The organism is Bosea sp. BIWAKO-01 (assembly GCF_001748145.1).
Taxonomy (GTDB): domain Bacteria; phylum Pseudomonadota; class Alphaproteobacteria; order Rhizobiales; family Beijerinckiaceae; genus Allobosea.
The window spans coordinates 820,202-842,155 of sequence record NZ_BCQA01000001.1; the positions used below are offsets into that span (position 1 = coordinate 820,202).

The 21,954-nt window shown below is 65.7% G+C and carries 22 protein-coding genes; 6 read left to right on the forward strand and 16 right to left on the reverse strand.

Annotated features, from left to right (window positions below):
* Positions 1 to 7: 7 nt before the first annotated feature.
* The 10 genes from BIWAKO_RS03755 to BIWAKO_RS03800 form a co-directional block, all read right to left on the reverse strand.
* Positions 8 to 1,567 (reverse strand): L-aspartate oxidase, encoded by a 1,560-nt coding sequence (locus tag BIWAKO_RS03755; RefSeq protein ID WP_069877397.1) that lies wholly within the window; start codon positions 1,565 to 1,567, stop codon positions 8 to 10.
* 53 nt (positions 1,568 to 1,620) lie between these two features.
* The gene (gene nadA / locus BIWAKO_RS03760) at positions 1,621 to 2,724 is read right to left on the reverse strand and encodes a quinolinate synthase NadA (RefSeq protein WP_069877398.1); all 1,104 of its coding nucleotides are present in this window, start codon (positions 2,722 to 2,724) and stop codon (positions 1,621 to 1,623) included.
* A 179-nt stretch (positions 2,725 to 2,903) separates the two neighbouring features.
* Complete coding sequence (locus BIWAKO_RS03765) at positions 2,904 to 3,173, reverse strand: hypothetical protein (protein ID WP_069877399.1); 270 nt, start codon at positions 3,171 to 3,173, stop codon at positions 2,904 to 2,906.
* Between the two features lie 8 nt (positions 3,174 to 3,181).
* Positions 3,182 to 3,454, reverse strand: coding sequence for a translation initiation factor IF-1 (infA, locus tag BIWAKO_RS03770; protein WP_054207590.1), 273 nt, complete (start codon positions 3,452 to 3,454; stop codon positions 3,182 to 3,184).
* Between the two features lie 83 nt (positions 3,455 to 3,537).
* Positions 3,538 to 4,983 carry a DEAD/DEAH box helicase gene (locus BIWAKO_RS03775; RefSeq protein ID WP_069877400.1) on the reverse strand — a complete coding sequence of 482 codons (1,446 nt, stop codon included), beginning with the start codon at positions 4,981 to 4,983 and terminating at the stop codon, positions 3,538 to 3,540.
* 191 nt (positions 4,984 to 5,174) lie between these two features.
* Positions 5,175 to 5,384, reverse strand: coding sequence for a cold-shock protein (locus tag BIWAKO_RS03780; RefSeq protein ID WP_043233725.1), 210 nt, complete (start codon positions 5,382 to 5,384; stop codon positions 5,175 to 5,177).
* A gap of 510 nt (positions 5,385 to 5,894) precedes the next feature.
* Positions 5,895 to 6,599, reverse strand: a complete 705-nt coding sequence (locus BIWAKO_RS03785; protein WP_069877401.1) for an HAD-IA family hydrolase — start codon at positions 6,597 to 6,599, stop codon at positions 5,895 to 5,897.
* Positions 6,600 to 6,602: 3 nt separating this feature from the next.
* The gene (locus tag BIWAKO_RS03790; RefSeq protein WP_069877402.1) at positions 6,603 to 7,424 is read right to left on the reverse strand and encodes an alpha/beta fold hydrolase; all 822 of its coding nucleotides are present in this window, start codon (positions 7,422 to 7,424) and stop codon (positions 6,603 to 6,605) included.
* Positions 7,425 to 7,555: 131 nt separating this feature from the next.
* Positions 7,556 to 10,240, reverse strand: coding sequence for a pyruvate, phosphate dikinase (ppdK, locus tag BIWAKO_RS03795; protein ID WP_069877403.1), 2,685 nt, complete (start codon positions 10,238 to 10,240; stop codon positions 7,556 to 7,558).
* A gap of 177 nt (positions 10,241 to 10,417) precedes the next feature.
* Positions 10,418 to 10,915 (reverse strand): YcgN family cysteine cluster protein, encoded by a 498-nt coding sequence (locus tag BIWAKO_RS03800; protein WP_069877404.1) that lies wholly within the window; start codon positions 10,913 to 10,915, stop codon positions 10,418 to 10,420.
* 267 nt (positions 10,916 to 11,182) lie between these two features.
* On the opposite strand from BIWAKO_RS03800, the gene BIWAKO_RS03805 reads away from it, so the two are divergent.
* The 3 genes from BIWAKO_RS03805 to BIWAKO_RS03815 are packed head-to-tail and all read left to right on the forward strand — an operon-like array spanning position 11,183 to position 14,634.
* Positions 11,183 to 13,408, forward strand: a complete 2,226-nt coding sequence (locus BIWAKO_RS03805) for a transglycosylase domain-containing protein (RefSeq protein ID WP_069877405.1) — start codon at positions 11,183 to 11,185, stop codon at positions 13,406 to 13,408.
* Positions 13,409 to 13,420: 12 nt separating this feature from the next.
* Positions 13,421 to 13,996, forward strand: coding sequence for a DUF1214 domain-containing protein (locus BIWAKO_RS03810; protein WP_069877406.1), 576 nt, complete (start codon positions 13,421 to 13,423; stop codon positions 13,994 to 13,996).
* Entirely contained in the window at positions 13,993 to 14,634 is a 642-nt protein-coding gene (locus BIWAKO_RS03815; protein ID WP_244523349.1) for a DUF1254 domain-containing protein, read from the forward strand. The genes BIWAKO_RS03810 and BIWAKO_RS03815 overlap by 4 nt, the downstream gene beginning before the upstream one ends.
* Here BIWAKO_RS03815 and BIWAKO_RS03820 read toward each other — a convergent pair whose 3' ends face one another.
* Both BIWAKO_RS03820 and BIWAKO_RS35225 read right to left on the reverse strand, forming a co-directional pair.
* Positions 14,635 to 15,360 carry a hypothetical protein gene (locus tag BIWAKO_RS03820; protein ID WP_141739968.1) on the reverse strand — a complete coding sequence of 242 codons (726 nt, stop codon included), beginning with the start codon at positions 15,358 to 15,360 and terminating at the stop codon, positions 14,635 to 14,637. It lies immediately after the preceding gene.
* 62 nt (positions 15,361 to 15,422) lie between these two features.
* Positions 15,423 to 15,632, reverse strand: a complete 210-nt coding sequence (locus BIWAKO_RS35225; protein ID WP_141739969.1) for a hypothetical protein — start codon at positions 15,630 to 15,632, stop codon at positions 15,423 to 15,425.
* A 180-nt stretch (positions 15,633 to 15,812) separates the two neighbouring features.
* Between BIWAKO_RS35225 and BIWAKO_RS03825 the strand changes: the two genes are divergently transcribed.
* Positions 15,813 to 16,946: a DUF2336 domain-containing protein gene (locus BIWAKO_RS03825; protein ID WP_069877408.1), complete on the forward strand. Its 1,134-nt coding sequence runs from the start codon at positions 15,813 to 15,815 to the stop codon at positions 16,944 to 16,946.
* A 23-nt stretch (positions 16,947 to 16,969) separates the two neighbouring features.
* Here the strand turns inward: BIWAKO_RS03825 and BIWAKO_RS03830 are convergent, their stop codons facing one another.
* The 3 genes from BIWAKO_RS03830 to BIWAKO_RS03840 are packed head-to-tail and all read right to left on the reverse strand — an operon-like array spanning position 16,970 to position 19,772.
* Positions 16,970 to 17,305: a DUF1491 family protein gene (locus BIWAKO_RS03830; RefSeq protein ID WP_069877409.1), complete on the reverse strand. Its 336-nt coding sequence runs from the start codon at positions 17,303 to 17,305 to the stop codon at positions 16,970 to 16,972.
* Between the two features lie 24 nt (positions 17,306 to 17,329).
* Positions 17,330 to 17,935 (reverse strand): hypothetical protein, encoded by a 606-nt coding sequence (locus tag BIWAKO_RS03835; protein WP_069877410.1) that lies wholly within the window; start codon positions 17,933 to 17,935, stop codon positions 17,330 to 17,332.
* 13 nt (positions 17,936 to 17,948) lie between these two features.
* Positions 17,949 to 19,772: a sensor histidine kinase gene (locus BIWAKO_RS03840; protein ID WP_141739970.1), complete on the reverse strand. Its 1,824-nt coding sequence runs from the start codon at positions 19,770 to 19,772 to the stop codon at positions 17,949 to 17,951.
* A gap of 327 nt (positions 19,773 to 20,099) precedes the next feature.
* Here BIWAKO_RS03840 and BIWAKO_RS03845 point away from each other — a divergent pair, with 327 nt between their 5' ends.
* Positions 20,100 to 20,375 (forward strand): hypothetical protein, encoded by a 276-nt coding sequence (locus BIWAKO_RS03845; RefSeq protein ID WP_069877412.1) that lies wholly within the window; start codon positions 20,100 to 20,102, stop codon positions 20,373 to 20,375.
* Positions 20,376 to 20,485: 110 nt separating this feature from the next.
* On the forward strand, positions 20,486 to 20,911 hold the full coding sequence (locus tag BIWAKO_RS03850) for a SufE family protein (protein WP_069877413.1): 426 nt from the start codon (positions 20,486 to 20,488) through the stop codon (positions 20,909 to 20,911).
* Between the two features lie 274 nt (positions 20,912 to 21,185).
* Here BIWAKO_RS03850 and BIWAKO_RS03855 read toward each other — a convergent pair whose 3' ends face one another.
* Positions 21,186 to 21,602 carry a Ros/MucR family transcriptional regulator gene (locus BIWAKO_RS03855; RefSeq protein ID WP_043233741.1) on the reverse strand — a complete coding sequence of 139 codons (417 nt, stop codon included), beginning with the start codon at positions 21,600 to 21,602 and terminating at the stop codon, positions 21,186 to 21,188.
* Positions 21,603 to 21,954: the final 352 nt, after the last annotated feature.

The following is a 21,954-nucleotide window of genomic DNA, read 5'->3' on the forward strand; positions in this document are numbered from 1 at the left end:
CTCCGGATCAGGACAGGGCGCGGCGCGCGGCAGGCGGCGCCGATAATGTCAGCTTGCTGCGCGTCGCGAGCGCCGCGCTGGCTTGCGGGAAATCGCTGCGCCAATGGCCGCCACGGCTCTCGCGCCGGGCAAGCGCTGCGGCAACGATGATGAGAGCGGCACTCGCCATGTTGACGAGCGTCGAACTCTCCGCGGCCTCGGCGATGGCCTGGAGCTGACGCGACGCGGCAAGCAGCCCTGACCCGTCACGCACCACGCCAGCCCTCTCCGACATGATCGCGCGCAAGCGCGAGATCGCGCGCTGGTCTACGGCCGTCGGCAGGCAGGCTGCCGTGCCGCTCATACGGACAGGCTTCCCCCTGGTTCTCATCACCAACGGACGGCCCTTCAGGTGCTCGGCGACACGTGCGCCGAAAACCACCGCCTCCAGAAGGGAATTCGAAGCGAGCCGGTTGGCACCATGCAGGCCGGTGCTGGCCACTTCACCGGCGGCATAGAGGCCGGGAAGCGTCGTGCAACCATGAGCATCAGTCGCCACGCCACCCATGTGGTAGTGCTCGGCCGGCGCCACCGGCATGAGCTCGGTCGCTGGATCGATGCCCGCCATGCGGCAGGCGGCGGTGACGGCGGGAAACCGCTCGGAAAACGCCGCGCCGATCGCCGCCCGTGCATCGAGAAAGGCACCACGCCCGGCCGCGATCTCGGCGAAGACGGCGCGCGCCACGATATCGCGTGGGGCGAGCTCGGCGTCCTTGTGGGCAGCCAGCATGAAACGCTCGCCAGCGGCATTGACGAGAATGCCGCCATCGCCCCGGATCGCTTCGGTAGCCAGCGGGGCTGGATCGAGCCCAAGCGCCAGCGCAGTTGGATGAAACTGCACGAACTCCGCATCGGCAATCGTGGCGCCGGCGCGTGCCGCCATGGCCAGTCCTTCGCCACGCGCCTCCGCCGGATTCGTGGTCAGCGCGTAGAGATGGCCGATGCCTCCCGTGGCCAACACGGTTGCGACGGCATGAAACCGCGTCGCCTCGCGCGCCGCCCCGTGCTCGCCGCGCGCCAGCACACCCGTGCAGGCGCCATCGGTGAGAAGCAGGTCCTCGGCGATGAACCCTTCCCGCACGGTAATCGAAGGCGTCTGCCGCACCGTCGCAATCAGCGCCTGCATGATCGCGGCGCCGGCACCATCGCCGCCGACGCGGACGACACGATGTTCCGAATGCGCGGCCTCGCGCGACTGCACGAGGCGCCCGGCGAGATCGCGGTCGAAGGGCACGCCATAGGACAGAAGATCATGGACGCGTTCGGCGGCCTCACTGGCAACCATGCGCGCGATGGCCTCGTCGACGATGCCGGCACCGGCCGCGATCGTATCGGCGGCGTGTTTGCCGGCCGTGTCGCCCTCGGACATCGCCGCGGCAATTCCGCCCTGCGCCCAGCTCGACGAAGAGCCCTCGCCGAGCGGACGCGGCGCCAGCACAGTGCAGGGCAGCGGTGCCAGCTTCAGGGCCGTGAAAAGCCCCGCCAGCCCGCCGCCGACGATGAGGATATCCGCTTGGATGTCAGGCATGAGGGCCAATCCGCCGCCAGGGCCCCTCCCCCTGAGGGGAGAGGCATGCGGGTTTACATCGTCAGGTTGACCATGCGCTCGACCGAGCGCCGGGCCTTCTCGGCCATCGCCGGATCGATCACCACCTCGTGCTGCATATAGACCAGCGACTCGAGGATCTTGGGCAAGGTGATGCGCTTCATATGCGGGCAGAGATTGCAGGGCCGCACGAATTCGACGCCCTTCGTCTCGGCTGCGACATTGTCCGCCATCGAGCATTCGGTGACGAGCAGGACGCGGCCAGGCAGCTCATGCTTGACCCAGTCGATCATGCCCTTGGTCGAACCGGCGTAATCGGCAACTGCAACGACCTCCGGCGGGCATTCCGGATGGGCAACGATCTTGATGCTTGGATCGGCCTCGCGGTAGCGCACGAGTTCTTCGGCGGTGAAGCGCTCATGTACCTCGCAGGCACCGGCCCAGGAGATGATCTTCACCTTGGTCTGCGCCGCGACGTTCTTCGCCAGATACTGATCAGGCACGAAGATGACTTCCGGCACGCCCAGGCTCTCGACCACCTGCACGGCATTCGAGGAGGTGCAGCAGATATCGACCTCCGCCTTCACATCGGCCGAGGTGTTGACATAGGCGACGACCGGACGGCCGGGATAGCGCTCGCGCAGCAGGCGGATATCGGCGCCCGTGATCGAAGAGGCCAGCGAGCAGCCGGCCTTCATGTCCGGCATCAGCACGATCTTCTCGGGGCTGAGCAACTTCGAGGTCTCGGCCATGAAATGCACGCCGCCCTGCACGATGACCTCTGCCTTGGTCTTCGAGGCCACCTTGGCGAGCTGCAAGGAGTCGCCGACGATGTCGGAGACACAATGGAAGATCTCCGGCGTCATGTAGTTATGGCCGAGGATGACCGCGTTGCGGACCTGCTTCAGCTCGTTGATCGCCTTGATCGTCGGCGCGAAGAAGGGCCATTCCACCGCTGGAATGACGGCCTTGACCTTCTCGTAGAGATGCGCCGTCGCGGCCTCGACCTCGGGTGTCCAGGTCAGGTCGGGCATCGGCAGTGGCCGGAAGCGCGGATCGTCCCTGCGGCGCGCGACAGTAACCGGGGCGACAGCGTTGTCGGCCGCGAAGCCCCGAGACTTTTCCAAGCCCAAAGACATGACATCCTCCTCATCCCTGCGATGCCGGAGCTCCGCTCCGGGTCGCCGCCAGCCTTTTTCTAGCCAGCTATGCTCGTTTTGAGCATAAGGATATTAGCACGTCTCCCCGATGCTGACCAGCACTCGGCATCCCGCGCCAGCGCGCGGTCCTTCATGTGTTGAGGGAATATGTCAGGCGGTCAGGCGATGCCGCCGGTGACCAGCGCCAGGATGCCAAGACCGAGCACGAAGGCCAGGATCCGGGCGGGCATCCCGACAAGAGCGCCGGGAGGGCGGCCCGTCACGAAACCAAAGACGACTTCGATGAGGCCAAGCCCGATCAGGACGAACAGATAGCGCGGGAAAGCTGCCGATCCCGCCAGCCATCCAATGTGAGCCGCGAGTGCGACAAGGCCTCCGAGGCCTGCGCCTGCAGCGAGGAAGAGCAGTTCAACCCGGCTGAAGCGCATGCTGTGGCTCAGCGCCGACGGAAGTTCTGATTACGCGGCGGCCCGCCCGGAGCCGGCCCCGCCGTCTTCTGACGGAAGTTGATGCGGCCACGATCAAGATCATAAGGCGACATCTCGACGACGACCCGGTCTCCGGCGATCGTGCGGATGCGGTTCTTCTTCATCTTGCCGGCCGCGTAGGCCAGGATCACATGGTCATTGTCGAGCTTCACCCGATAGTTTCCATCGGGCAGCACCTCGACCACCGTGCCGTCGAACTCGAGAAGTTCTTCTTTCGCCATTCCTTGGTCCTTCTTCTGCGCCTTGGGCGGACGACCGGATCAGAGGGATCCGCCGGCCCGATCGTCCCCTGGCTATCCGCGCGTCAGTTCGCGCGGCGCCGGGCGCCGCCATTGCGACGTTGCTCTGTTCTTTGCTGCAAGAACGCGACGCCGCCAAGTCCTTCCTTGCCGGCAACGCTGTCTTTTCGCGCCGAAGGCGCCTCAGTGCGCTGGGGCGGACGGTCATTGCGCGGAGTTTCGCTGCGCTGACCGCCGGCATGCTGGGGCTTGCCCGCCTGCTGCGGCTTCGCGCCCTGGCGCTGGCCCTGCGGCCGGCCATGATCGCGCCCGCCACCGGAGCCCTGGCCATTGCGGCCGCGACCCTGGTTCTGCGGCGGCTTCTTGGGCGTGCGACCATCCCAATGCGGCACCTCGCCGACCGGGGTCAGCGAAACGCGGGTCAGCTTCTCGATCGCCGCCAGATCGCCGCGCTCTTCCGGGGTGCAGAAGGCAATGGCGACGCCGGTGGCGCCGGCGCGCGCGGTGCGGCCGATGCGGTGGACATAGGTTTCCGCAACGTTCGGCAGGTCGAAATTGACGACATGGCTGACGCCGTCGACATCGATGCCGCGCGCCGCGATATCGGTCGCGACCAGAATGCGCAGTTCGCCATCACGGAAAGCGCCGAGAGCGCGCTCGCGCTGGCCCTGGCTCTTGTTGCCGTGGATGGCTGCCGACTTGATACCGGACTGCTCGAGCTGGCGCACAACCTTGTCTGCACCATGCTTGGTGCGCGTGAACACGATCGCGCGCTCCATCTCCGGCACGCCGAGCGTCTTGGCCAGCAGGGCCGGCTTTTGGCCGGGGTCAGTGAAGATGACGCGCTGCTCGACCTTCTCGGCAGTCGTGGCAACCGGCGTCACCGCGACCTCGACCGGATTGGTCAGATAGGCCGAGGCGATCTCGCGGATCTGCTTCGGCATGGTCGCCGAGAACAAAAGCGTCTGGCGCTTGGCCGGGATCAGCGTCGCAATCCGGCGCAAGGCATGGATGAAGCCGAGATCAAGCATCTGATCGGCCTCGTCGAGCACCAGGAACTCGATCTCGCGCAGCGAGACTGCGCGCTGGTCGACGAGATCAAGCAGGCGGCCGGGCGTGGCGACGAGGATGTCGACGGTCTGGCCGAGCGCACGGATCTGCTTGCCGACAGGCACGCCGCCGAAGATCACGGCCGATTTGACCGTGGTAAACTGGGCGTAGGTGCGGATGCTGGTCTCGATCTGCGCCGCAAGTTCACGCGTCGGGCTCAGGATGAGTGCGCGCACCGAGCGCGGCTGCATGCGCCGGGGGTTGTTCAGCAACCGGTGCAGCATCGGAAGCGAGAAGGCGGCCGTCTTGCCCGTGCCCGTCTGGGCCGCGCCGAACAGATCTTTGCCTTCGAGAATAGGGGGGATGGCCTGCGCCTGGATGGGCGTCGGCTTGGAGTAACCTTCAGCCGCGAGCGCCTTGAGAAGCTGCTCGGCGAGGCCGAGGTCTGTAAATTGTGTCAAAACAGGTCTTTCTGAAGCCGAAACGCAAGGGGCGCATGTGGAAACCGGCTGCGCCACCGAATGGGTTCGGCATTGAAGTACGTCATTTCCGTCCGGCGAACCGCTAGCCACTGCGCCGAAAGGTATTGTTGTAAAGGTATCGGTAGAGAGAGCCGGGAGAGTGCGAGCACCCTCCCGGTCAGTATTCAGCCTCAGGCGACGACGAGGTTGCCGGCCGAGGACTTGCCGGTCTTGCGATCGGCGATCAGCTCGAAGGAGACGACCTGACCGTCGCGCAGCTCGCGCAGGCCAGCACGCTCGACAGCGCTGATGTGGACGAAAACGTCCTGGCCGCCGGCCTCAGGGGTGATGAAGCCATAGCCCTTGGTGGTGTTGAACCACTTCACGGTGCCCTTGTTCATAGGGGTAGTCCTTACGTTTCAGATCCGCGTTCGTATGTGGAAGACACGACTTGACGCGCGGACGCCTCGCCGTGGCCTTGATAACGATGTGTGGTGGATCTGAATCGTGCCCGCCGACCGGGAAATCCCGCGCGGAGGATTGGCCAGAACCCGGCCGCATCTCGTCTTACATGGGCGGCACTAGCATAAATTGCAATGCGGGTCCAGCGCAGCACCCTGATGCGCAACGGCGCCCTCTTTCCCGGCATCCGCGCAAGACGGGAGCATCGGGAAAGGCGACACCCGAGGCCTGCCCTGCGTCGAGGCGGTATCCCTCGACCCGTCGCAGGAACGTCTTCGCGGGCGTGCCGACAGAATAACCTCAATGAGCGATGTTGACCCGCACGCCGAACTCTTTGCCGATCTGGTTTTCGAACGCGGACTGCTTGCTTGCGCCCGGGACCAGATGCCTTCCGGGCCGCTCCTCAGCTTTGACGCTTCGGATGGCCCGACATGGGGCGCCGCTTGGCGTCATTCGATCTCGCCAAGAAGCCCGACGAGGCCACCAAGATCCGCCAGGCGGCGATAGCGCTGCTCCGAAACTGGTTCCTCGGCATGTTCGAGCACCCAGGTCAGCTCATGCGGCACATGCACGGCCCAGGCTCCCGCCTGCAGCGCCGGCACGATGTCCGACTTCAGCGAGTTGCCGACCATCATCGCATGTCTGGGCCCGTCACCATGACGCGCAAAGATGCGTTCATAGGTCGTGACACTCTTGTCGCTGACGATCTCGACCGCCTGGAAGAAATCGCCCAGCCCGGACTGGGCGAGCTTGCGTTCCTGATCGAAGAGATCGCCCTTGGTGATCAGTACCAGCCTGTATTCGGAGGCCAGTGCCTCAAGTGTTTCCTGTGCGCCGGGAAGCGTCTCGACCGGATGCGCCAGCATCTCGCGCCCGGCGGCAAGGATTTCGGCGATGACGGAAGCCGGCACATTGCCGCCTGTGACCTCGATCGCGGTCTCGATCATCGAGAGCGTGAAACCCTTGATGCCAAATCCGTAGAAGCCGAGATTGCGGCGCTCGGCGTCCAGCAGCCTGCCGGAGATTTCGGCGGCTTCGCCGTGCTCGCCGAGCAGGGCGACGAAACGCTCCTCCGTCAGCCGGAAGAACTGCTCGTTCTGCCAGAGCGTGTCATCGGCATCGAAGCCGATCGTGGTCAGCGCGCGAGACGGCACGGTTCAGGCTTTCAACTCGGACATGAAGCGGTCGAGCTCGGCATTGAAGCGCGCCGCATCCTCGAAATAGACGGAATGGCCGGTTTCGGGAACACTGACGAAGCGCCCCCGCGCGGCATGGGCAGCGACCGCCTCGACGCCACAAGGCGGGACGACGAGGTCGTCGGCGCCGGACAGGAACAAGGCGGGACAATCGAGCGTGGCGAGGTCGGCCGGCGAGCGGTTGCGCGCCTCCCAGATGCGTTGCCGAACCAGGGCCTTGTCCAGACCTGCATTGATGCGGTCGATCGATTTGTAGAGTTCGTAGAGCGCCGGCAAGCGTTTCGCGAAGGCCTCGCCGCAAGCGGGATGGATGCCGCTCTTGGCCCAAAGCGGCAGTGTCTCATCGACACGCTGCTGCCAGGCCGCGAGTTCGCTCGAGATATCCCTTCCGGCCTTGCCGAAATCGAGCGTGCCGGTGGTGCAGGCCATGACGAGCCCGCTCACCTTCCCGGGGTTCGCCAGCGCATAATCGACACAACTCCAGCCGCCCATGGATTGCGCGACCAGAACCGGCCGCTCCAGCGACAGATGGGTGATCAGCGCGGCGAGGTCGCCGGCATAATCTGCCGGATCGGGGCCTCCGGGCACCGGCTCCGACGGCACGAAACCGCGATGAGCGAAGGTGACGCAGCTGTACTGCGGACTGAAATGAGCGACCTGCTGCCACCAGGACAGATGATTGCCGCCCAGCCCATGAGCGAAGACAATCGGCGGGCCTGAGCCCGTGACCTCGTAATAGAGCTTGCCGAAGGGGCGGGAGAGTTGGCCGATACGCGTCTGCATGGCGCGAAACTAGACCGGCGGCCGTTCTCGCGCCAATGCAGGATTATCGGTCTCAGGCCGCGCATGGCGCAGGCCCGGGACCGACGTCCAGGAGATGGTCGGCTCGAGGCCGACCATCGGAAACTCCCTGCTCAGGCGTCCTTGGCCTTGATCGCGCCCAGTGCGGCCTGCGCCGCGGCCAGGCGTGCGATCGGCACCCGGAAGGGCGAGCAGGAGACATAGTCGAGACCGATGCTCTCGCAGAAACCGATCGAAGCCGGATCGCCACCATGCTCGCCGCAGATGCCCAGTTTGATCCGCGGACGGCTCCGGCGACCGCGCTCGACCGCGAGCTTGACGAGTTCGCCGACGCCCTCCTGGTCAATGGTGACGAAGGGGTCGGATTCCAGGATGCCCTTGGCGGTATAGGAGCCGAGGAAGGAACCGGCGTCGTCGCGGCTGATGCCGAGTGTGGTCTGGGTCAGGTCATTGGTGCCGAAGGAGAAGAATTCGGCGCTGCGGGCGATCTCCTCGGCACGCAAGGCGGCGCGCGGCAGCTCGATCATCGTGCCGACCTGGTAGGTGAATTCGGTCTTGCTCTCGCCGATCACCGCCTTCGCCATGGCGTCGATGCGGGCCTTGACGAGGTCGAACTCGGCGACGCCCATCACCAGTGGCACCATCACCTCCGGGATGACCGGTTTGCCGGTCTCGCGCGCCGCGATCACGGCGGCCTCGAAGATGGCACGGGCCTGCATCTCGGCGATTTCAGGGTACGCCACCGCCAGCCTGCAGCCGCGGAAACCGAGCATCGGATTGAACTCGTGCAGCTCGGCCGCCCGGCGCCGGAGGACGTCCGGCGTCACCGCCATGGCGCGCGCCACCTCGGCGATCTCCTCGTCGGTATGCGGCAGGAACTCGTGCAGAGGCGGATCGAGCAGCCGGATCGTGACCGGCAGGCCCTGCATGATGGTGAAGAGCTCGACGAAATCCTGCCGCTGCATCGGCAGGAGCTTGGCCAGCGCGTCGCGCCGTCCCTTGTCGTCGCCGGCGAGGATCATCTCCCGCATCGGCAGGATGCGATCCTCGTCGAAGAACATGTGCTCGGTGCGGCAGAGCCCGATGCCCTCGGCGCCGAAATCACGGGCGGCGCGGGCATCGCGCGGCGTCTCGGCATTGGCACGGACCTTGAGGCGCCGAACCTTGTCGGCCCAGCCCATCAGCGTGCCGAACTCACCGGAAAGCTCCGGCTGCTGCATCTTGACCTCGCCAAGCAGAACCTGGCCGAGGGTGCCGTCGATCGTGATGAAATCGCCGGCCCGCAGTGTGGTCGGCCCCACCGTCATCGTGCCCTTGGCATAGTCGACCCGGATCTGGCCGGCGCCGGAGACGCAAGGCTTGCCCATCCCGCGTGCGACGACCGCCGCATGCGAGGTCATGCCGCCGCGCGTGGTCAAGATGCCTTCGGCGGCATGCATGCCGTGGATATCTTCCGGGCTGGTCTCCACCCGAACCAGGATGACCTTGCGGCCCGTCTTCTTGGCAGCCTCGGCATCGTCTGAATTGAAGACGATCTCGCCGGCCGCCGCACCGGGCGAGGCCGGCAGGCCGGTCGTCAGCACGCGGCGCTCGGCCTTGGGATCGATCGCAGGGTGCAGGAGCTGTTCGAGGGCGCCAGGCTCGACGCGGCCGACTGCCTCCTCCTCGCCGATCAATCCTTCCTGCGCCAGATCGACCGCGATCCTGAGCGCGGCCTTGGCGGTACGCTTGCCGGACCGGGTCTGCAGCATCCAGAGCTTGCCCTCCTGGATGGTGAACTCCATGTCCTGCATGTCGCGATAATGCTTCTCGAGGATGCCGTAGATCCGGCAGAGCTCGGCATAGGCCGCGGGCATCGCCTTTTCCATGGAAGGCTTGTCCGAGCCGGCGGCCTGACGCGCCACCTCGGTGATGTCCTGCGGAGTGCGGATGCCGGCAACGACATCCTCACCCTGCGCATTGATCAGAAACTCGCCATAGAGCGCGTTCTCGCCGGTCGAGGGATTGCGGGTGAAGGCGACGCCGGTGGCCGAGGTCTCGCCCATGTTGCCGAAGACCATCGACTGGACATTGACGGCCGTGCCCCAGGAGGCAGGGATGCTGTTGAGTTCGCGGTATTTGATCGCGCGCGCATTCATCCAGGACGAGAACACTGCGCCGACGGCGCCCCAGAGCTGCTCCTGCGGCTCCTGCGGGAACTCGGCACCGAGCGCCTTCTTCACGATGTCCTTGTAACGACCGACAAGCACCTTCCAGTCATCGGCCGAGAGATCGGTATCGAGATGCAGGCCCTTGCGCTCCTTGTAGTCTTCGAGCGCCTCCTCGAAATGGCCGTGATCGACGTCGAGCACGACGTTCGAATACATGGTGATGAAGCGGCGATAGCTGTCCCAGGCGAAGCGGGCGTCGCCCGAGGCCTTCGCCACGGCCTCGACGGTGACGTCGTTGAGGCCGAGGTTGAGGACGGTGTCCATCATGCCTGGCATCGAGGCGCGGGCGCCGGAGCGCACCGACACCAGAAGCGGATTGGCGGGATCCCCGAAGAGCTTGCCGGTGAGACGCCCCATCTCGGCGAGCGCAGCCTTCACCTGCCCGGCGAGATCGGGCGGGAAATTCTTGCCGTTATCGTAATAATGGGTGCAGACCTCGGTGGTGATCGTAAAGCCGGGCGGAACCGGCAAGCCCAGATTGCTCATCTCGGCGAGGTTCGCGCCCTTGCCGCCGAGCAGGTTCTTCATGCCCGCTTCACCCTCGGCCTTGCCGTCGCCAAAGGTGTAGACCCACTTCCCACCAGCCATCACAACTACCTCTTCATACAGCCGGGCTCAGCAACGCGCCGGCGATCCAAAAGTTTCATGCGAAGCGCCGCCGGCAGAAACAGCCGGGCAGCAGGGACGGGCGAGGTCATGCCGAAAAGCGGATGAACAATCAATGAGCGAGGCTGCAGCAGGATTGCTGCAGATCTGCGACGCTCCTCAGCCACGCGAAGGGTTGCGCGCCGCGCGCGGCCAGCGCAACGGCCAATTGACGATACGTTCGGGCAGGTCGTCCTCATGCACGTCATCTTCACTGGCGAAGACCCGGCCACGCACGGAAACGCCGGCCGCGACGACCGTCTCGGGGTCGCCAGACACCAGCGGATGCCACCAGGGCAGGTCACGCCCCTCCCCGACCAGCCGATAGGCGCAGGTCGGCGGCAGCCAGGGCAGCGTGCGAACGTCTTCCGGGGTCAGCGTCACGCAATCGGGAACGAGCGTCGAGCGATGGGAGTAATCCTTGCAGCGGCAGGTCCCGGCATCGAACAACCGGCAGCCGATATCCGTCGCATGGATGCGACCAGTATCGTCGTCCTCGAGCTTCACCAGGCAGCAGCGCCCGCAGCCGTCACAGAGCGATTCCCACTCCTGCGCGGTCATCTCGTCGAGCGTCTTGCTAAGCCAGAATGGCTCTGGCCGGATGGGTGCGTCCGTCATGAACGCGCTTATGCGCCCTCGTGGAGTTCGTGGGAAGCGCCGCGATGCCGCGCATCCCAGCTGCACATCGATCCGGGCGGGCTGTTTCGCAATGACACGGATCGTCTGGCGCGAAACCTGCTGTTCATCTGCTTAAAGGATGACGCTGGCCTTCCCGTGCGCGAAGGTCGATCCTATCTCCCTACCAAGGGGCACTTTGGGTTGCCAACACCATCCGGTCGCGGCAGGAGATAACCGCAGTTTTTCGTCAGGGTGGCCCGGGCGGCGATGGAGTTCAGGAAGGCAAACTGGACGACCCGTCTCAAGCGCTTTGCGCTTGCCGTCGATTCATGGATCGACGACACGCTCTGGGGCGCGGGCCGTCGCGCGGGCGAAGCCTATGAACGTTTGCGCAGCTATGCCGACCGGCTGACCGTCTCCGGTGGCAAGCGGCTCGCAGCGGAGTTCGCGAGCGAGGGCCTGAATGTCGGGATCGCCGGCGCTCTCGTCATGCTCATGCTCGCAATCCCAGCCTTCCACGAAGGCCGCGAGGAGGCGCTCAAGCATCAGGTCTTCGCGGTGACCTTCCTGGACCGATACGGCTCCGAACTCGGTCATCGCGGCGCGCGCCATGACGATTCGCTGAAGCTCGAGGAACTGCCGGACCATCTCATCAAAGCCGTTCTCGCAACCGAGGACCGGCGCTTCTACGACCATTTCGGCATCGACATCTTCGGCACTTTCCGCGCGATCACCGTCAACGCGCGCGCCTCGGGCGTGGTTCAGGGCGGGTCGTCGCTGACCCAACAGCTCGCCAAGAACCTCTTCCTGAGCAATGAGCGGTCGCTCGACCGCAAGATCAAGGAAGCGTTCCTGGCTCTGTGGCTCGAATACAGGCTGACCAAGAACGAGATCCTCAAGCTCTATCTCGACCGCGCCTATATGGGCGGCGGCACCTTCGGCGTGGCGGCTGCGTCAGAATATTATTTCGGCAAATCCGTGAAGGATGTCAGCGTTGCCGAGGCCGCCATGCTGGCAGGACTGTTCAAGGCGCCGACCAAATATGCGCCACATGTCAATCTGCCGGCAGCCCGTGCCCGCGCCAATGACGTGCTGAACGCGATGGTCGATGCCGGTTTCATGACCGCGGGCCAGATCGACAGCGCGAAGCGCAACCCGGCCACCCCGGTCGACCGCAAGCGTGACTTCAGCCCCGATTACTATCTCGACTGGGCCTTCGACGAGGTTCGGAAGCTGGCTGATGAGGGCAAGATCGGCCCGGACCGGGTTTTGACCGTCAAGACGCCGCATGATCCGGCGATCCAGGATCGTGCCGACCGCGCAATCGAGACGATCCTGCGTCAACACGGGCCGGCCTATCATGCGAAACAGGCGGCGACCGTGGTGATGGACCCCGACGGCGCCGTGCGCGCGATCGTCGGGGGGCGCGACTATGGCGCGAGCCAGTTCAACCGCGCGACGGCAGCAAGGCAGCCCGGCTCTTCGTTCAAGCCGTTCGTCTATGCGGCAGCACTCTCCGCGGGGCTCTATCGTCCCAACACGATCGTGACCGACCGCCCGGTCTGCATCGGCAACTGGTGCCCTAACAATTACGGACGCTCCTATGCCGGGTCGATGCCGTTGACGGTGGCGCTGGCGAAGTCGATCAACACGATCCCGGTGCAGATGTCGATCGCGATCGGCCGCGCCACCGGCGAGACCCACGAGGCGCGCGCGGCGCGCATCGGCCGGACGAAGATCATCGAGACGGCACACGCCATGGGCTTGACCACGCCGCTGACCGACACGGTCTCGCTGCCCATCGGCGCAGCCGAAGTCACGGTCATGGATATGGCCGCAGGCTATTCCGTGTTCGCCAATGGCGGCCTGCGAGCCAAGCCCTATGCCGCGATCGATATCCATAATTCGCAGGGCGACCTGATCTACCGGCATGATCGCGACGACGGCACCGGCAAGCGCGTGCTGAGCGTCCAGGTCGCGCAGGACATGAACTTCATGCTGGCCAAGGTTCCGACCGAAGGCACCGGGCGTCGCGCCGCGCTCGATGGCGTGGTCACCGCCGGCAAGACGGGCACCACCAATGGCTACAAGGACGCCTGGTATGTCGGCTATTCCGGCAATCTGGTCGGCGCGGTGTGGTTCGGCAACGACGACTCGTCGGAGACCGCGAACATGACAGGCGGCTCCCTGCCCGCGATGACCTGGAAGGAGATCATGCAGTTCGCCCATCAGGGGCTGGAGCTGAAACCGATCCCGGGTGTCACGCCTGTGATCGACCCGAAGGTCGCAGCACTCGCAAAGGCCAATGCTCCGGCAACCGATGCCGCAGCTCTGAGTGCCGGCGCTGGACACATGCCGCGCCAGTCCTTCGAGGTTCTCTCGGCGGTCGGCGCGATGTTCCGCACGATCGAGCCGGTGCGGGCAGCAGGACGGACGGCCCAGGCCGGCATTCAGGACCTGACGCCACCGGGTGGCGCAAGTCGTATCCGCTGAACAGGCTTAGCCGTGCGCCTCCTCACGCTCTCCTACATCATCGCACTCGGTGCCGGGCTGGGGCTCACCTCGGCGCATTATGCCGTCGCGGAGCGCCCTCCGCTCGGACGGCTGCAGGTCGGTTCATGGACCGCCTGGCCGCGCAGCGGCGGGCGCGATGTCGATCCCTATATGCGGGCCTATCTGGCCCGTGGCGTGCATCTGCCGCTTGGCTCCGGCGAAGGGCTCGAGCTGATCGCCGAACGCGACGAGACCGGCCAGGTGCTCGACGGGCGCTGCCGCTATCTCGTTATCGGAACGACGCCGACGACGCGAGGCTGGACACTGAACGTCACGGACGCTGATGGCCACGCCTTTCGCCTGCCGCTCGAACGCAACGGGTTCACCGATGCCGAGATCGTTCGCGACGAAAGCGCCAGTGTCCGGGTGATTGCCGGGACGACGCCGGAGGCGGGGAACTGGCTACCATTGCCCATTCGCGGGCGGTTCCAGTTTCGACTGAGGCTCTATGATACCCCGATCTCGGGACATGCCAGCGAACTGCGCCCCGAGTCCCTTCCCCGCATCGGCCGGATCGATTGCCGATGACAAGTTTCGAGCCCTCCCACGGTGTTTCCGGTCCGGTCGTCGCGAAGGCAAAGCGGACGATGAATTGGCGCCTGCGCATCACGACCGCGATCCGCCGCTTCGCACTGGCGACACTGGCCGGGCTGGTGCTGGCCGGAATCGTCCATATCGTGATCGTGCTGCTGATCCCGCTCTTGTCGGAGCGCGATGCGGCAACGGCCTATGCGGCCTTGGGCGCCGGGGGCCAGGCCGAACTGGTATCGGCGCAGACCACAGGCCTGCCGGCCCCGCGTGATGCCGACCCTGCCCTGGTGACCGCCGTTTGCAGCTATGATCTGAGTGCGGGCCCGATGCGGGTGGTGGCTCGCGTCGGATCGCTGCCGCTGGGACTGTCGCTGCACCGGCGTGGCGGCGGTGTCGGCTACGCCATCACGGACCGCGCCGCGATCCGCGGGGTTCTGGAATTCGTGGTGATGACCACCGAACAGCTCGACGAGCGATTGGCACGCGACGAGGAGGGAGAGACCACGCGCGAACTGCGTGTCGTATCCGACACGGAGCAAGGCCTGATCGTCGCGCGCGTCCTGGCGAAGCTGCCTTCCGACCGGCCCGATGCCGAGGCGATGGCCAAAGGCGTCGCCTGCGGCCTGGCGGATTGATCAGCCTTTGTAGACCACCGGCCTGGACGGTTCGTCCTTGAAGGTGCCGATCAGCGGCAACTTGCAGAGGGGCCCGGCCTCGGCCTCGAGCGCCATGATGCTGCGTTCGGCCCTGACCGCGTCGCGCGCCGGCATCTCGACGACGAGATTGGCCAGCGCATAGCGGTAGCTTTCCAGCCGGAAGCCGACTCGCTCGCAGACCCAGAGGATCAGGCCTTCATTCTCGATCACGCGCGCCAGCGCCGGATCGTTCTGATCGGGCGGCACGAGTGGCGATGCCTCCAGCGCCTTCATCCGGATCCGGTCAGCCGCAACCACCCTGCCTGCATTGCCCCGGAACGGCCCGATCAGCAGGCGGTCTGCGTTGGCATCCTCGGCGAGCCGGTTGTAGCGCGAGGCCTGTGACCGGAAGGAGCCCGATATCAGCGACCGATGATAGTCGGAGATGTTGCTTGACTGAGCGGCCGCCGGCAGGATTCGGGCATGGGCCAGATCGGAGACCTGACGCTCGAAGACGTTGCGCTCATGTGCCGGCATGACGAAGCGCCAGGCGCGATCGCGCAACTGCTCCTCGTCGTCCGTCATATGGAAGTACGATACGGCCTCGCCACGTGCGATCGCGGAGCCGAGGCCGATGCTGGGCGCAATCGTATCGTTCCAGATACCGGGACGCGGGCGGCCGAAGTCGCCGCTACCAGGTGCACAGCCCGCTGCCGACAGGGCCACCACCAGAGCCCCTTGCAGGCTCCGCCTGCCCGCACCGGAACGCATACGCCGCAACAGGAGCATCACGCCGGCTGCCTGACACTCTTCGGAGCGGACTTGGCACGGGACCGAGTGCTCGGCTTGCGCTCCGGCCTGCCGGAAGCGCGCGGCTCCGGCGGGCGCTCGTAGCGAACACCGGTGAAGAACAGGATCGTTCCGGCTTCCCGGGGAAGAGCCGGGAGCAGGCCAGCAATCCTGCGCCGACGCGGCGCGAAAGGAATGACGACGGCCATGATGCGCCTCCTTGGTTGGCGCCTTGGTTGCGGTCGAGGCAGGGAACGGATGGCACGGCGCGGGCCGGCGCCGGCAGCCGAGGCCCTCAAACCGCATCAGGCCCCGACATGGTTAACGCCACATTAACGCGTCGGGCATAAGTTGACGGAAACCTCCCGTGTCTCCGACGAGTTGTCAGTATGCCGTCCCGTATCTCCGCCGATCTTGCGCAGCTCGCTCGTCTCGCGCGTGACGGCGGGCTCGATCTCAGCCAGGTTTCACTGCGTGTGAAAGCCGATCTGCTGATGTCGACGACGCAGCCCTCCAGCGAGGATCTGGAGGCGTTTCGCGAGATGGCGCTCGCCCTGATTCCCGCCATCGATGAGGGCACAGCCATCATCCTGGCGCGCAAGCTTGCCGGGTGGCGCCATGCGCAGGCCGATGTCCTGCAGGCGCTCAAGGCACGCGGCGGGGCCGTCCTGTCGACGCTGATGCGCCATGGCGGCCCGGTCTCGCCCTCCGAGCTCGAAGACATTGCGGCCCATGGCGACGCAGCAGCTGCCATCGTCGCTGCCGAACGGGCCGACCTGCCGGCCAAGGCCAGCCTGATGCTGACGGGTCGGGGCGAGCGGGCAGTCGATCTGGCGCTCCTCGCCAACCCGTCCGCCCCCCTGCCCCGGCCCGTGCTCGACCTCCTGCTCGACCGGGCGCGAGACGATGCCGCCTATGTGCCGGGCCTGCTGGTGCGGCGAGACATCAACAGCGCGGACCTTATCCCGCTCTTCCTGCATGCCGGTGCCGAACGACGCCGTACCACAATCGAATCGCTTGCGGCGCTGGAGGCGGTCAGCCCATCGGAGAGACGCCCGGCGCCGACGCCGGAGACCTTTGCGGGCTGGCTCGCCACCGCCGAACAGGATCGCGACGGCCTCTTCGGTGCGCTCTCGAGCCAGCTGGGCACGGGCAGCCGTCTCGCCGAGGCAATGGCCCGCGATCACTCGCGCGACCTGACGGCACTCACCCTGATCGCCGGCGGCGTCAGCGTCGAGGATGCGACGCGCCTGCTGATCAGGCTTGGCGACGATGCCGCCCATTCGGTGGAGCGCATCTTCGCCCTGGTGGCGCTGATGCGCTCGGTCACCCCGGGGGTGGCCTATCGGCTCGTCATGCAGATATCCGGCGAGAGCAAGAGCCTGTCCAACCGCAAGGGCCAGCACCAGCCCCTCCTCGACCCGAGCGGAACGCCCGCCCGTTCCGGCGCCGCCAGGCCGGATAGTCGCTCGGTCCTCGACGAGGTCAGGCGCGGACTGCGCAGCGGGCGCGAGCACGGCTGAGCGTTCGTATACGCGGCGGCGGGTCAGCCTTCGGCAAGGGCCAGTCTGGGATCGCCCTTCCGGTTCTCGATCTCGACGAGCCAGAGGTCCGGATCGAAACGACGTTCGCGCTCAACCCGTTCCTCAACGCTGAGCGGGTCGGAATCGAGGATCAGCTGAAAGCGGCGTGCGCCGCTCTCGTCCGCCAGCGCCTGCGGCGCAGGCCCGTAGAGCGCGGCAGTGCCGTCAAGCCGGTCGAGCTTGACGAAGATCGCCCCGGCCTCGCTGGCACCGCGGCGGCGCAGGACGGCATCGAAGCCGTCGAGTGCCGCCTGCCGCAAATAGGCCGAGACCCAAAAATCGCTGGTGAGACGCGCCATCGTCGGAAGGGTACGCGATCTGCCTCAGTTTTCCACGGTGCGGCGCGGCGAAGCCGGCTTGGCCGAAGCCACGCCCCGGATTTCCGCCGGAGGCCGCATGTCGACGCCGTTGATCAGATCGGCGATCGGATCCCGGTCACGCATCGGGGCGGGAGCGCGCTGTGCTGCCGCCTGGGTCGGCGCAGCGGGCGCCGGGCGCGGGGCTGCGTTGACGGATGCCGGTGGGCGCGGCGCCGCTTCACGAGCCGCCTGCGTCAAGCCGCCCGGGCGCGAAGGGGGCAATTGCACGGGCTCTGCCGGAACGGATGCGGCCGGGGCGGGAGCGACTGCTGCTCCGGCAGGCGCCTGCTCGGTGCGCCGCTCGGCATTGCGCGGCGACGGGGTGGCCGTCGTGGATTGCGACAGGATTGGCGAGGGATGACGCGCCTTCTGAAACAGCAGCGCGTTCATCAGGATGGCCGCGGCGGCAGCCGAGAACAGGGTCAGGATCAGGCTACGGCCCGGGCGACGCAAGGTTGCGCGCCAGATCCGCATCAGGAAGGACGCCTTGCGGCGAGCCGGCGGGGCGCGCCTCGCCGGAGCGGACAGGGTCGCGTTCGAGTGAGCGCGGGCTGCGAGTGTGACGGACATGGTCGGCTCTCGATCAGGCAGTCAGACGATAGGGTTCTTTGGTTTCGAAGCCGCGGCGCGGCGCTCGGGCGAAGGTAACGATCTTTGCGGGCTCGGAGGCCTGGGCAACGCCGCCAACCGGCAACCTCACCGAGACGCGTGTGCCGACACCTGGAGCGCTCTCCACCGTCAGGCGGCCTCCATGCAGGCCGACGAGGCCACGCACCACCGACAGGCCGAGACCGGTGCCCTCATAGGCGCGGTCATAGGAGCCTTTGGCCTGGAAGAAGGGGTCGCCCAACCGTGGCAGATCCGCGGCCGCAATGCCGATGCCGGTATCGGACACCGAAAGATCGAGCATATCGCCATCACGCACCACGGCCAGCGTGACCCGGCCGCCAGCCGGCGTGAACTTGATTGCGTTCGAAAGCAGATTCAGCAGGACCTGCTTCAGCGCACGACGGTCGCCACGGAGCAACGGCAGATCCGGGCCGATGACGCGTTCCAGGGCAACCTTCTCCGCCTCGGCGCGCAGCGCCATCAGCCTGCAGCCGTCCTGGGCGAGTTCCGCAAGATCGAGCGGCTCCTGCTCGATCGCCATGACTCCGCTCTCGATCTTGGAGACATCGAGCAAGGTATTGACGACATCGAGCAGGTGATGGCCCGAAGCATGAATGATATTGGCGTATTCGCGACGCTTGCCGGCATCGAGCAGGCCGTAGCTGTCGGTTCCCAGCATTTCCGAGAAGCCGATGATCGCGTTCAGCGGTGTGCGCAGCTCATGGCTCACCGTGGCGAGAAACTGTCCCTTCTCGTCGCTCGCACGGACGGCCTCGGCATGGCCGCGCGCCCGCTCTTCGTCGAGCGCATGACGCACGGTGACGTCGCGCATGACGCAGACAACCGCAGCCCCGTCCCGCGGTCCGGCATTCGCGACGCGATGCGCCTGCATCTCGAGCCAGAGGGCAACCGGAGAGGACGGCGTCCCCGCCTCGTCCTGGCGCGGGACGAACAGCGTGCGAAAGCAGGCGCTCGCTGTCCCGTCGCCGTGCGCGGCATCGCTGAGCGCCTTGAGAAATAGAGGGCGGTCGGCGACATGGACACGGTCGAGCAGCCCTCGCCCGATCAACTCGCGCGGCTCTGCGCCCGTCAAGGAGGCCGAAGCCGCATTGGCGAAGACAACGGCGCCGGTCGCATCATGCCAGGTCACAAGGTCTCCAACATGGTCGAGCAGGAGCTGCGCACGCACGCCGGAGGCGCGATGTTCGCGCATCTCGTCGTCACGGCGCCACAGGAAGCCGAAGGCAACCACGGCGACATGCAGGATTGCGGCAGCAGCCAATAGCGGCATGGCAGCGGAGACCCAGGGAGCCGGCTCCGCAGGCAGGCCGAATGCGTGCACGATTGTGACCGAAGCCAGGGCGACGACAGCGATGGCGCCGGCGCGGGCAACATAAGCCCGCGAGCCGAAGAACATCGCCTCCGCCGGAATGGCGGCGAGCCACAGCAGGAGCGGTGATGCGATCCCGCCGGTCATGCCCGAAAGTGCGACGATCAGGAGCGCCAGCGCTGCGGCGGAAATGCAATGGGCGAGCTCGAGCCGCCCGCTGCGCGAGAGAGTGAAGACGGCCAGCAACGGAAGCGTCACCGCAATCAGCACAAGCAGTTCAAGCGGGCCCATCGTACCCCGCCAGGCGAGATAGGCCGGAGCCAGGCTCAGGGCCACCGCGCCGAGCGCCAGCCGCGTCAGCATGAAGCGCTCGTGGCGGATGCGCTCAACGGAATTCGGCAGCACCGATGGATGAACCATCGCCGCCACCTGTGTCCTGATCGCCGTCATCGTGATGGGAAAACGCAACGCTCACCTCGGCAGGCCGACTTGCCTGTAACATCCCGATCCTTGCCGAGCCGGGTTTAAGCGGGGTTTAAGGCGATTGCCGACCGAACGCGCCGAACCCGTTCCGCGGGAAGAAATTCGATAAATTGTACAGATAGTTAGAGCAGTTCGACCCACGAATTCCATCCATTTCGATGTTCGCAGCAGGGTGAACGGAAGCTGAAGATAGAGCAGGACCTTCGATTCAAATGCGTTGCTTACAAATGACGCGATCTTTTGAGATCCGGGTCTAGGATGTCCTCGGGATCAGGGGCGAGCCGGCATTGCCGGCAACCGGGGAAACGAGCGATGGCCTATCTTCTGCGCAGCCTGGCGGTGATCGGGGTCATCGCCCTCAACTCACCCGTCCATGGCGGCAAAGCCGAAGATGGCGGCTCGGCTGATACCCTGCGCAACGTGGCGAAGGCTGCGAGCCAGGTCGATGTCAGGACGGTGGCGAATGGTGCGATGGCCGCTCGCGAGGCCGCAGAAATCCTGGCCGGCCTCGACCCGGAAACGCGCTCCCGCTTCCTGGCGCTCACGCTCAGCGCAGCAAACCAGAAACCTCTGGCCACTACCCGCTAGCAGACTCGCACCTATATCTTGAGGGACGAGCGCTTGACGGGGCGCGCCGGTCGGCCGAAGACGCTCGCCGTTGCCGCCCCGCCCATGGCGCGGCTCCCGGCGGACAGGACATGAGCGCAAGCCTCGACGAGATCATCGCCAATTTCGAGCTGCTCGAAGAGTGGGACGACCGCTACCGATATCTCATCGAGCTCGGCCGCAGCCTCGCCCCGCTGCCGGAAGAAGCGCATAACGACGACAACAAGGTCCGAGGCTGCGCCAGTCAGGTCTGGCTGGCAGCACGCAGCGAAGGCGGCCCCGGCGCAGGGACGCGCCTGCATTTCCTGGGGGACAGCGATGCCCATATCGTACGTGGCCTGGTTGCGCTGGCACTCGCGATCTATTCGGGCCGCACCGCCCAGGAGATCCTCGCGACGGACGCATTCACGATCTACCAATCCCTCGGGCTCGCAGCCCATCTGACGCCGCAACGCTCGAACGGCGTGCGCGCGATGATCGAACGCATCAAGACGGATGCCCGCAGGGCGGCCGCGTAAGACTGCTCAAGACCGAATGCGGCGGGCACAGTGGGAGCTGTCGCGCGGTAGGTTAAGCCTCGCCTCCTGCCGCTTCCTCATTTGCTTCGCTGGGAGATGTCGGTGCCCCCAGGCAACCGCAGGGACCGATGAGCCGAGGCACGACGCGATCCCCGCCAAGCACGCCGGCAAGCGGCAGCGCCATGAAAAAGGCCGCCGGGAACCCGGCGGCCAGACGAACTGTTTGGTCGCAAGCGCTGCCCGAATTGGCAGCGCCGTCCTCCGCGACAAACAATCAGCGGCGCTTGCGGCGCTGCTGACCCAAGCCCATTTTCTTCGCCAGCTGCGAGCGCGCCTCGGCGTAGTTGGGGGCCACCATCGGGTAGTCGGGCGGCAGACCCCACTTTTCGCGATACTGCTCGGGCGACATATTGTACTGCGTACGAAGATGACGCTTCAGCGACTTGAACTTCTTCCCGTCCTCAAGGCAGATCAGATAGTCGGCCGTGATGGATTTCTTGACCGGAATGGCCGGCTTGGGCGCCTCGGCAGGCACAACCGGCGCAACACCACCAACAACGCGGCTCAGGGCGGCATGCACATCGCTGATCAAAGCGGGCAATTCGGACGTAGGAACAGAATTGTTCGACACATAAGCGGACACGATGTCCGCGGTCAGCTCGATGAAATCCGAGCCGTCGTTGTCGGTCATGGCGAAAATACTCCTTATGTGTTCTTGGACAAAAAAATCGTCGGATCGGCCTGTACGTCCCGCGACTGAAGCCTTCGAACTTCCAGCCCAGCAGCTGGTCAAGAGCTGCCCAAGCCAGAATCACGAAAAGCGAGACGACGAGGAAACGGTTTAATGCATAGAAAACACTCTCGCAAGACAATAATCGATCGCATGAATACATTCAAACGCCCGACTTACTGCGCCCGCGAACATTGTTCATAGCGTCCGTATTGTGTCGCGGCCCTGATCATGCTCGGTCTGGTTGTCTTGCTCGCGCCACACACCGGCCTTACCTGTTCATTGCGCGCGCGAAGTACCCAAATGTCCTATG

Excerpts from the sequence above, each read along its gene's own strand:
- BIWAKO_RS03765 (WP_069877399.1), bottom strand. The coding sequence starts at position 3,173 with ATGCGCTTCAGCCGGGTTGAACTGCTCTTCCTCGCTGCAGGCGCAGGC.
- BIWAKO_RS03855 (WP_043233741.1), bottom strand. The coding sequence starts at position 21,602 with ATGACCGACAACGACGGCTCGGATTTCATCGAGCTGACCGCGGACATC.
- BIWAKO_RS03755 (WP_069877397.1), bottom strand. The coding sequence starts at position 1,567 with ATGCCTGACATCCAAGCGGATATCCTCATCGTCGGCGGCGGGCTGGCG.
- BIWAKO_RS03805 (WP_069877405.1), top strand. The coding sequence starts at position 11,183 with ATGGAGTTCAGGAAGGCAAACTGGACGACCCGTCTCAAGCGCTTTGCG.
- ppdK (WP_069877403.1), bottom strand. The coding sequence starts at position 10,240 with ATGGCTGGTGGGAAGTGGGTCTACACCTTTGGCGACGGCAAGGCCGAG.
- BIWAKO_RS03790 (WP_069877402.1), bottom strand. The coding sequence starts at position 7,424 with ATGCAGACGCGTATCGGCCAACTCTCCCGCCCCTTCGGCAAGCTCTAT.
- BIWAKO_RS03780 (WP_043233725.1), bottom strand. The coding sequence starts at position 5,384 with ATGAACAAGGGCACCGTGAAGTGGTTCAACACCACCAAGGGCTATGGC.
- BIWAKO_RS03850 (WP_069877413.1), top strand. The coding sequence starts at position 20,486 with ATGAGCGCAAGCCTCGACGAGATCATCGCCAATTTCGAGCTGCTCGAA.
- BIWAKO_RS03830 (WP_069877409.1), bottom strand. The coding sequence starts at position 17,305 with ATGGCGCGTCTCACCAGCGATTTTTGGGTCTCGGCCTATTTGCGGCAG.
- BIWAKO_RS03845 (WP_069877412.1), top strand. The coding sequence starts at position 20,100 with ATGGCCTATCTTCTGCGCAGCCTGGCGGTGATCGGGGTCATCGCCCTC.
- nadA (WP_069877398.1), bottom strand. The coding sequence starts at position 2,724 with ATGTCTTTGGGCTTGGAAAAGTCTCGGGGCTTCGCGGCCGACAACGCT.
- BIWAKO_RS03815 (WP_244523349.1), top strand. The coding sequence starts at position 13,993 with ATGACAAGTTTCGAGCCCTCCCACGGTGTTTCCGGTCCGGTCGTCGCG.
- infA (WP_054207590.1), bottom strand. The coding sequence starts at position 3,454 with ATGGCGAAAGAAGAACTTCTCGAGTTCGACGGCACGGTGGTCGAGGTG.
- BIWAKO_RS03800 (WP_069877404.1), bottom strand. The coding sequence starts at position 10,915 with ATGACGGACGCACCCATCCGGCCAGAGCCATTCTGGCTTAGCAAGACG.
- BIWAKO_RS35225 (WP_141739969.1), bottom strand. The coding sequence starts at position 15,632 with ATGGCCGTCGTCATTCCTTTCGCGCCGCGTCGGCGCAGGATTGCTGGC.
- BIWAKO_RS03825 (WP_069877408.1), top strand. The coding sequence starts at position 15,813 with ATGCCGTCCCGTATCTCCGCCGATCTTGCGCAGCTCGCTCGTCTCGCG.
- BIWAKO_RS03835 (WP_069877410.1), bottom strand. The coding sequence starts at position 17,935 with ATGTCCGTCACACTCGCAGCCCGCGCTCACTCGAACGCGACCCTGTCC.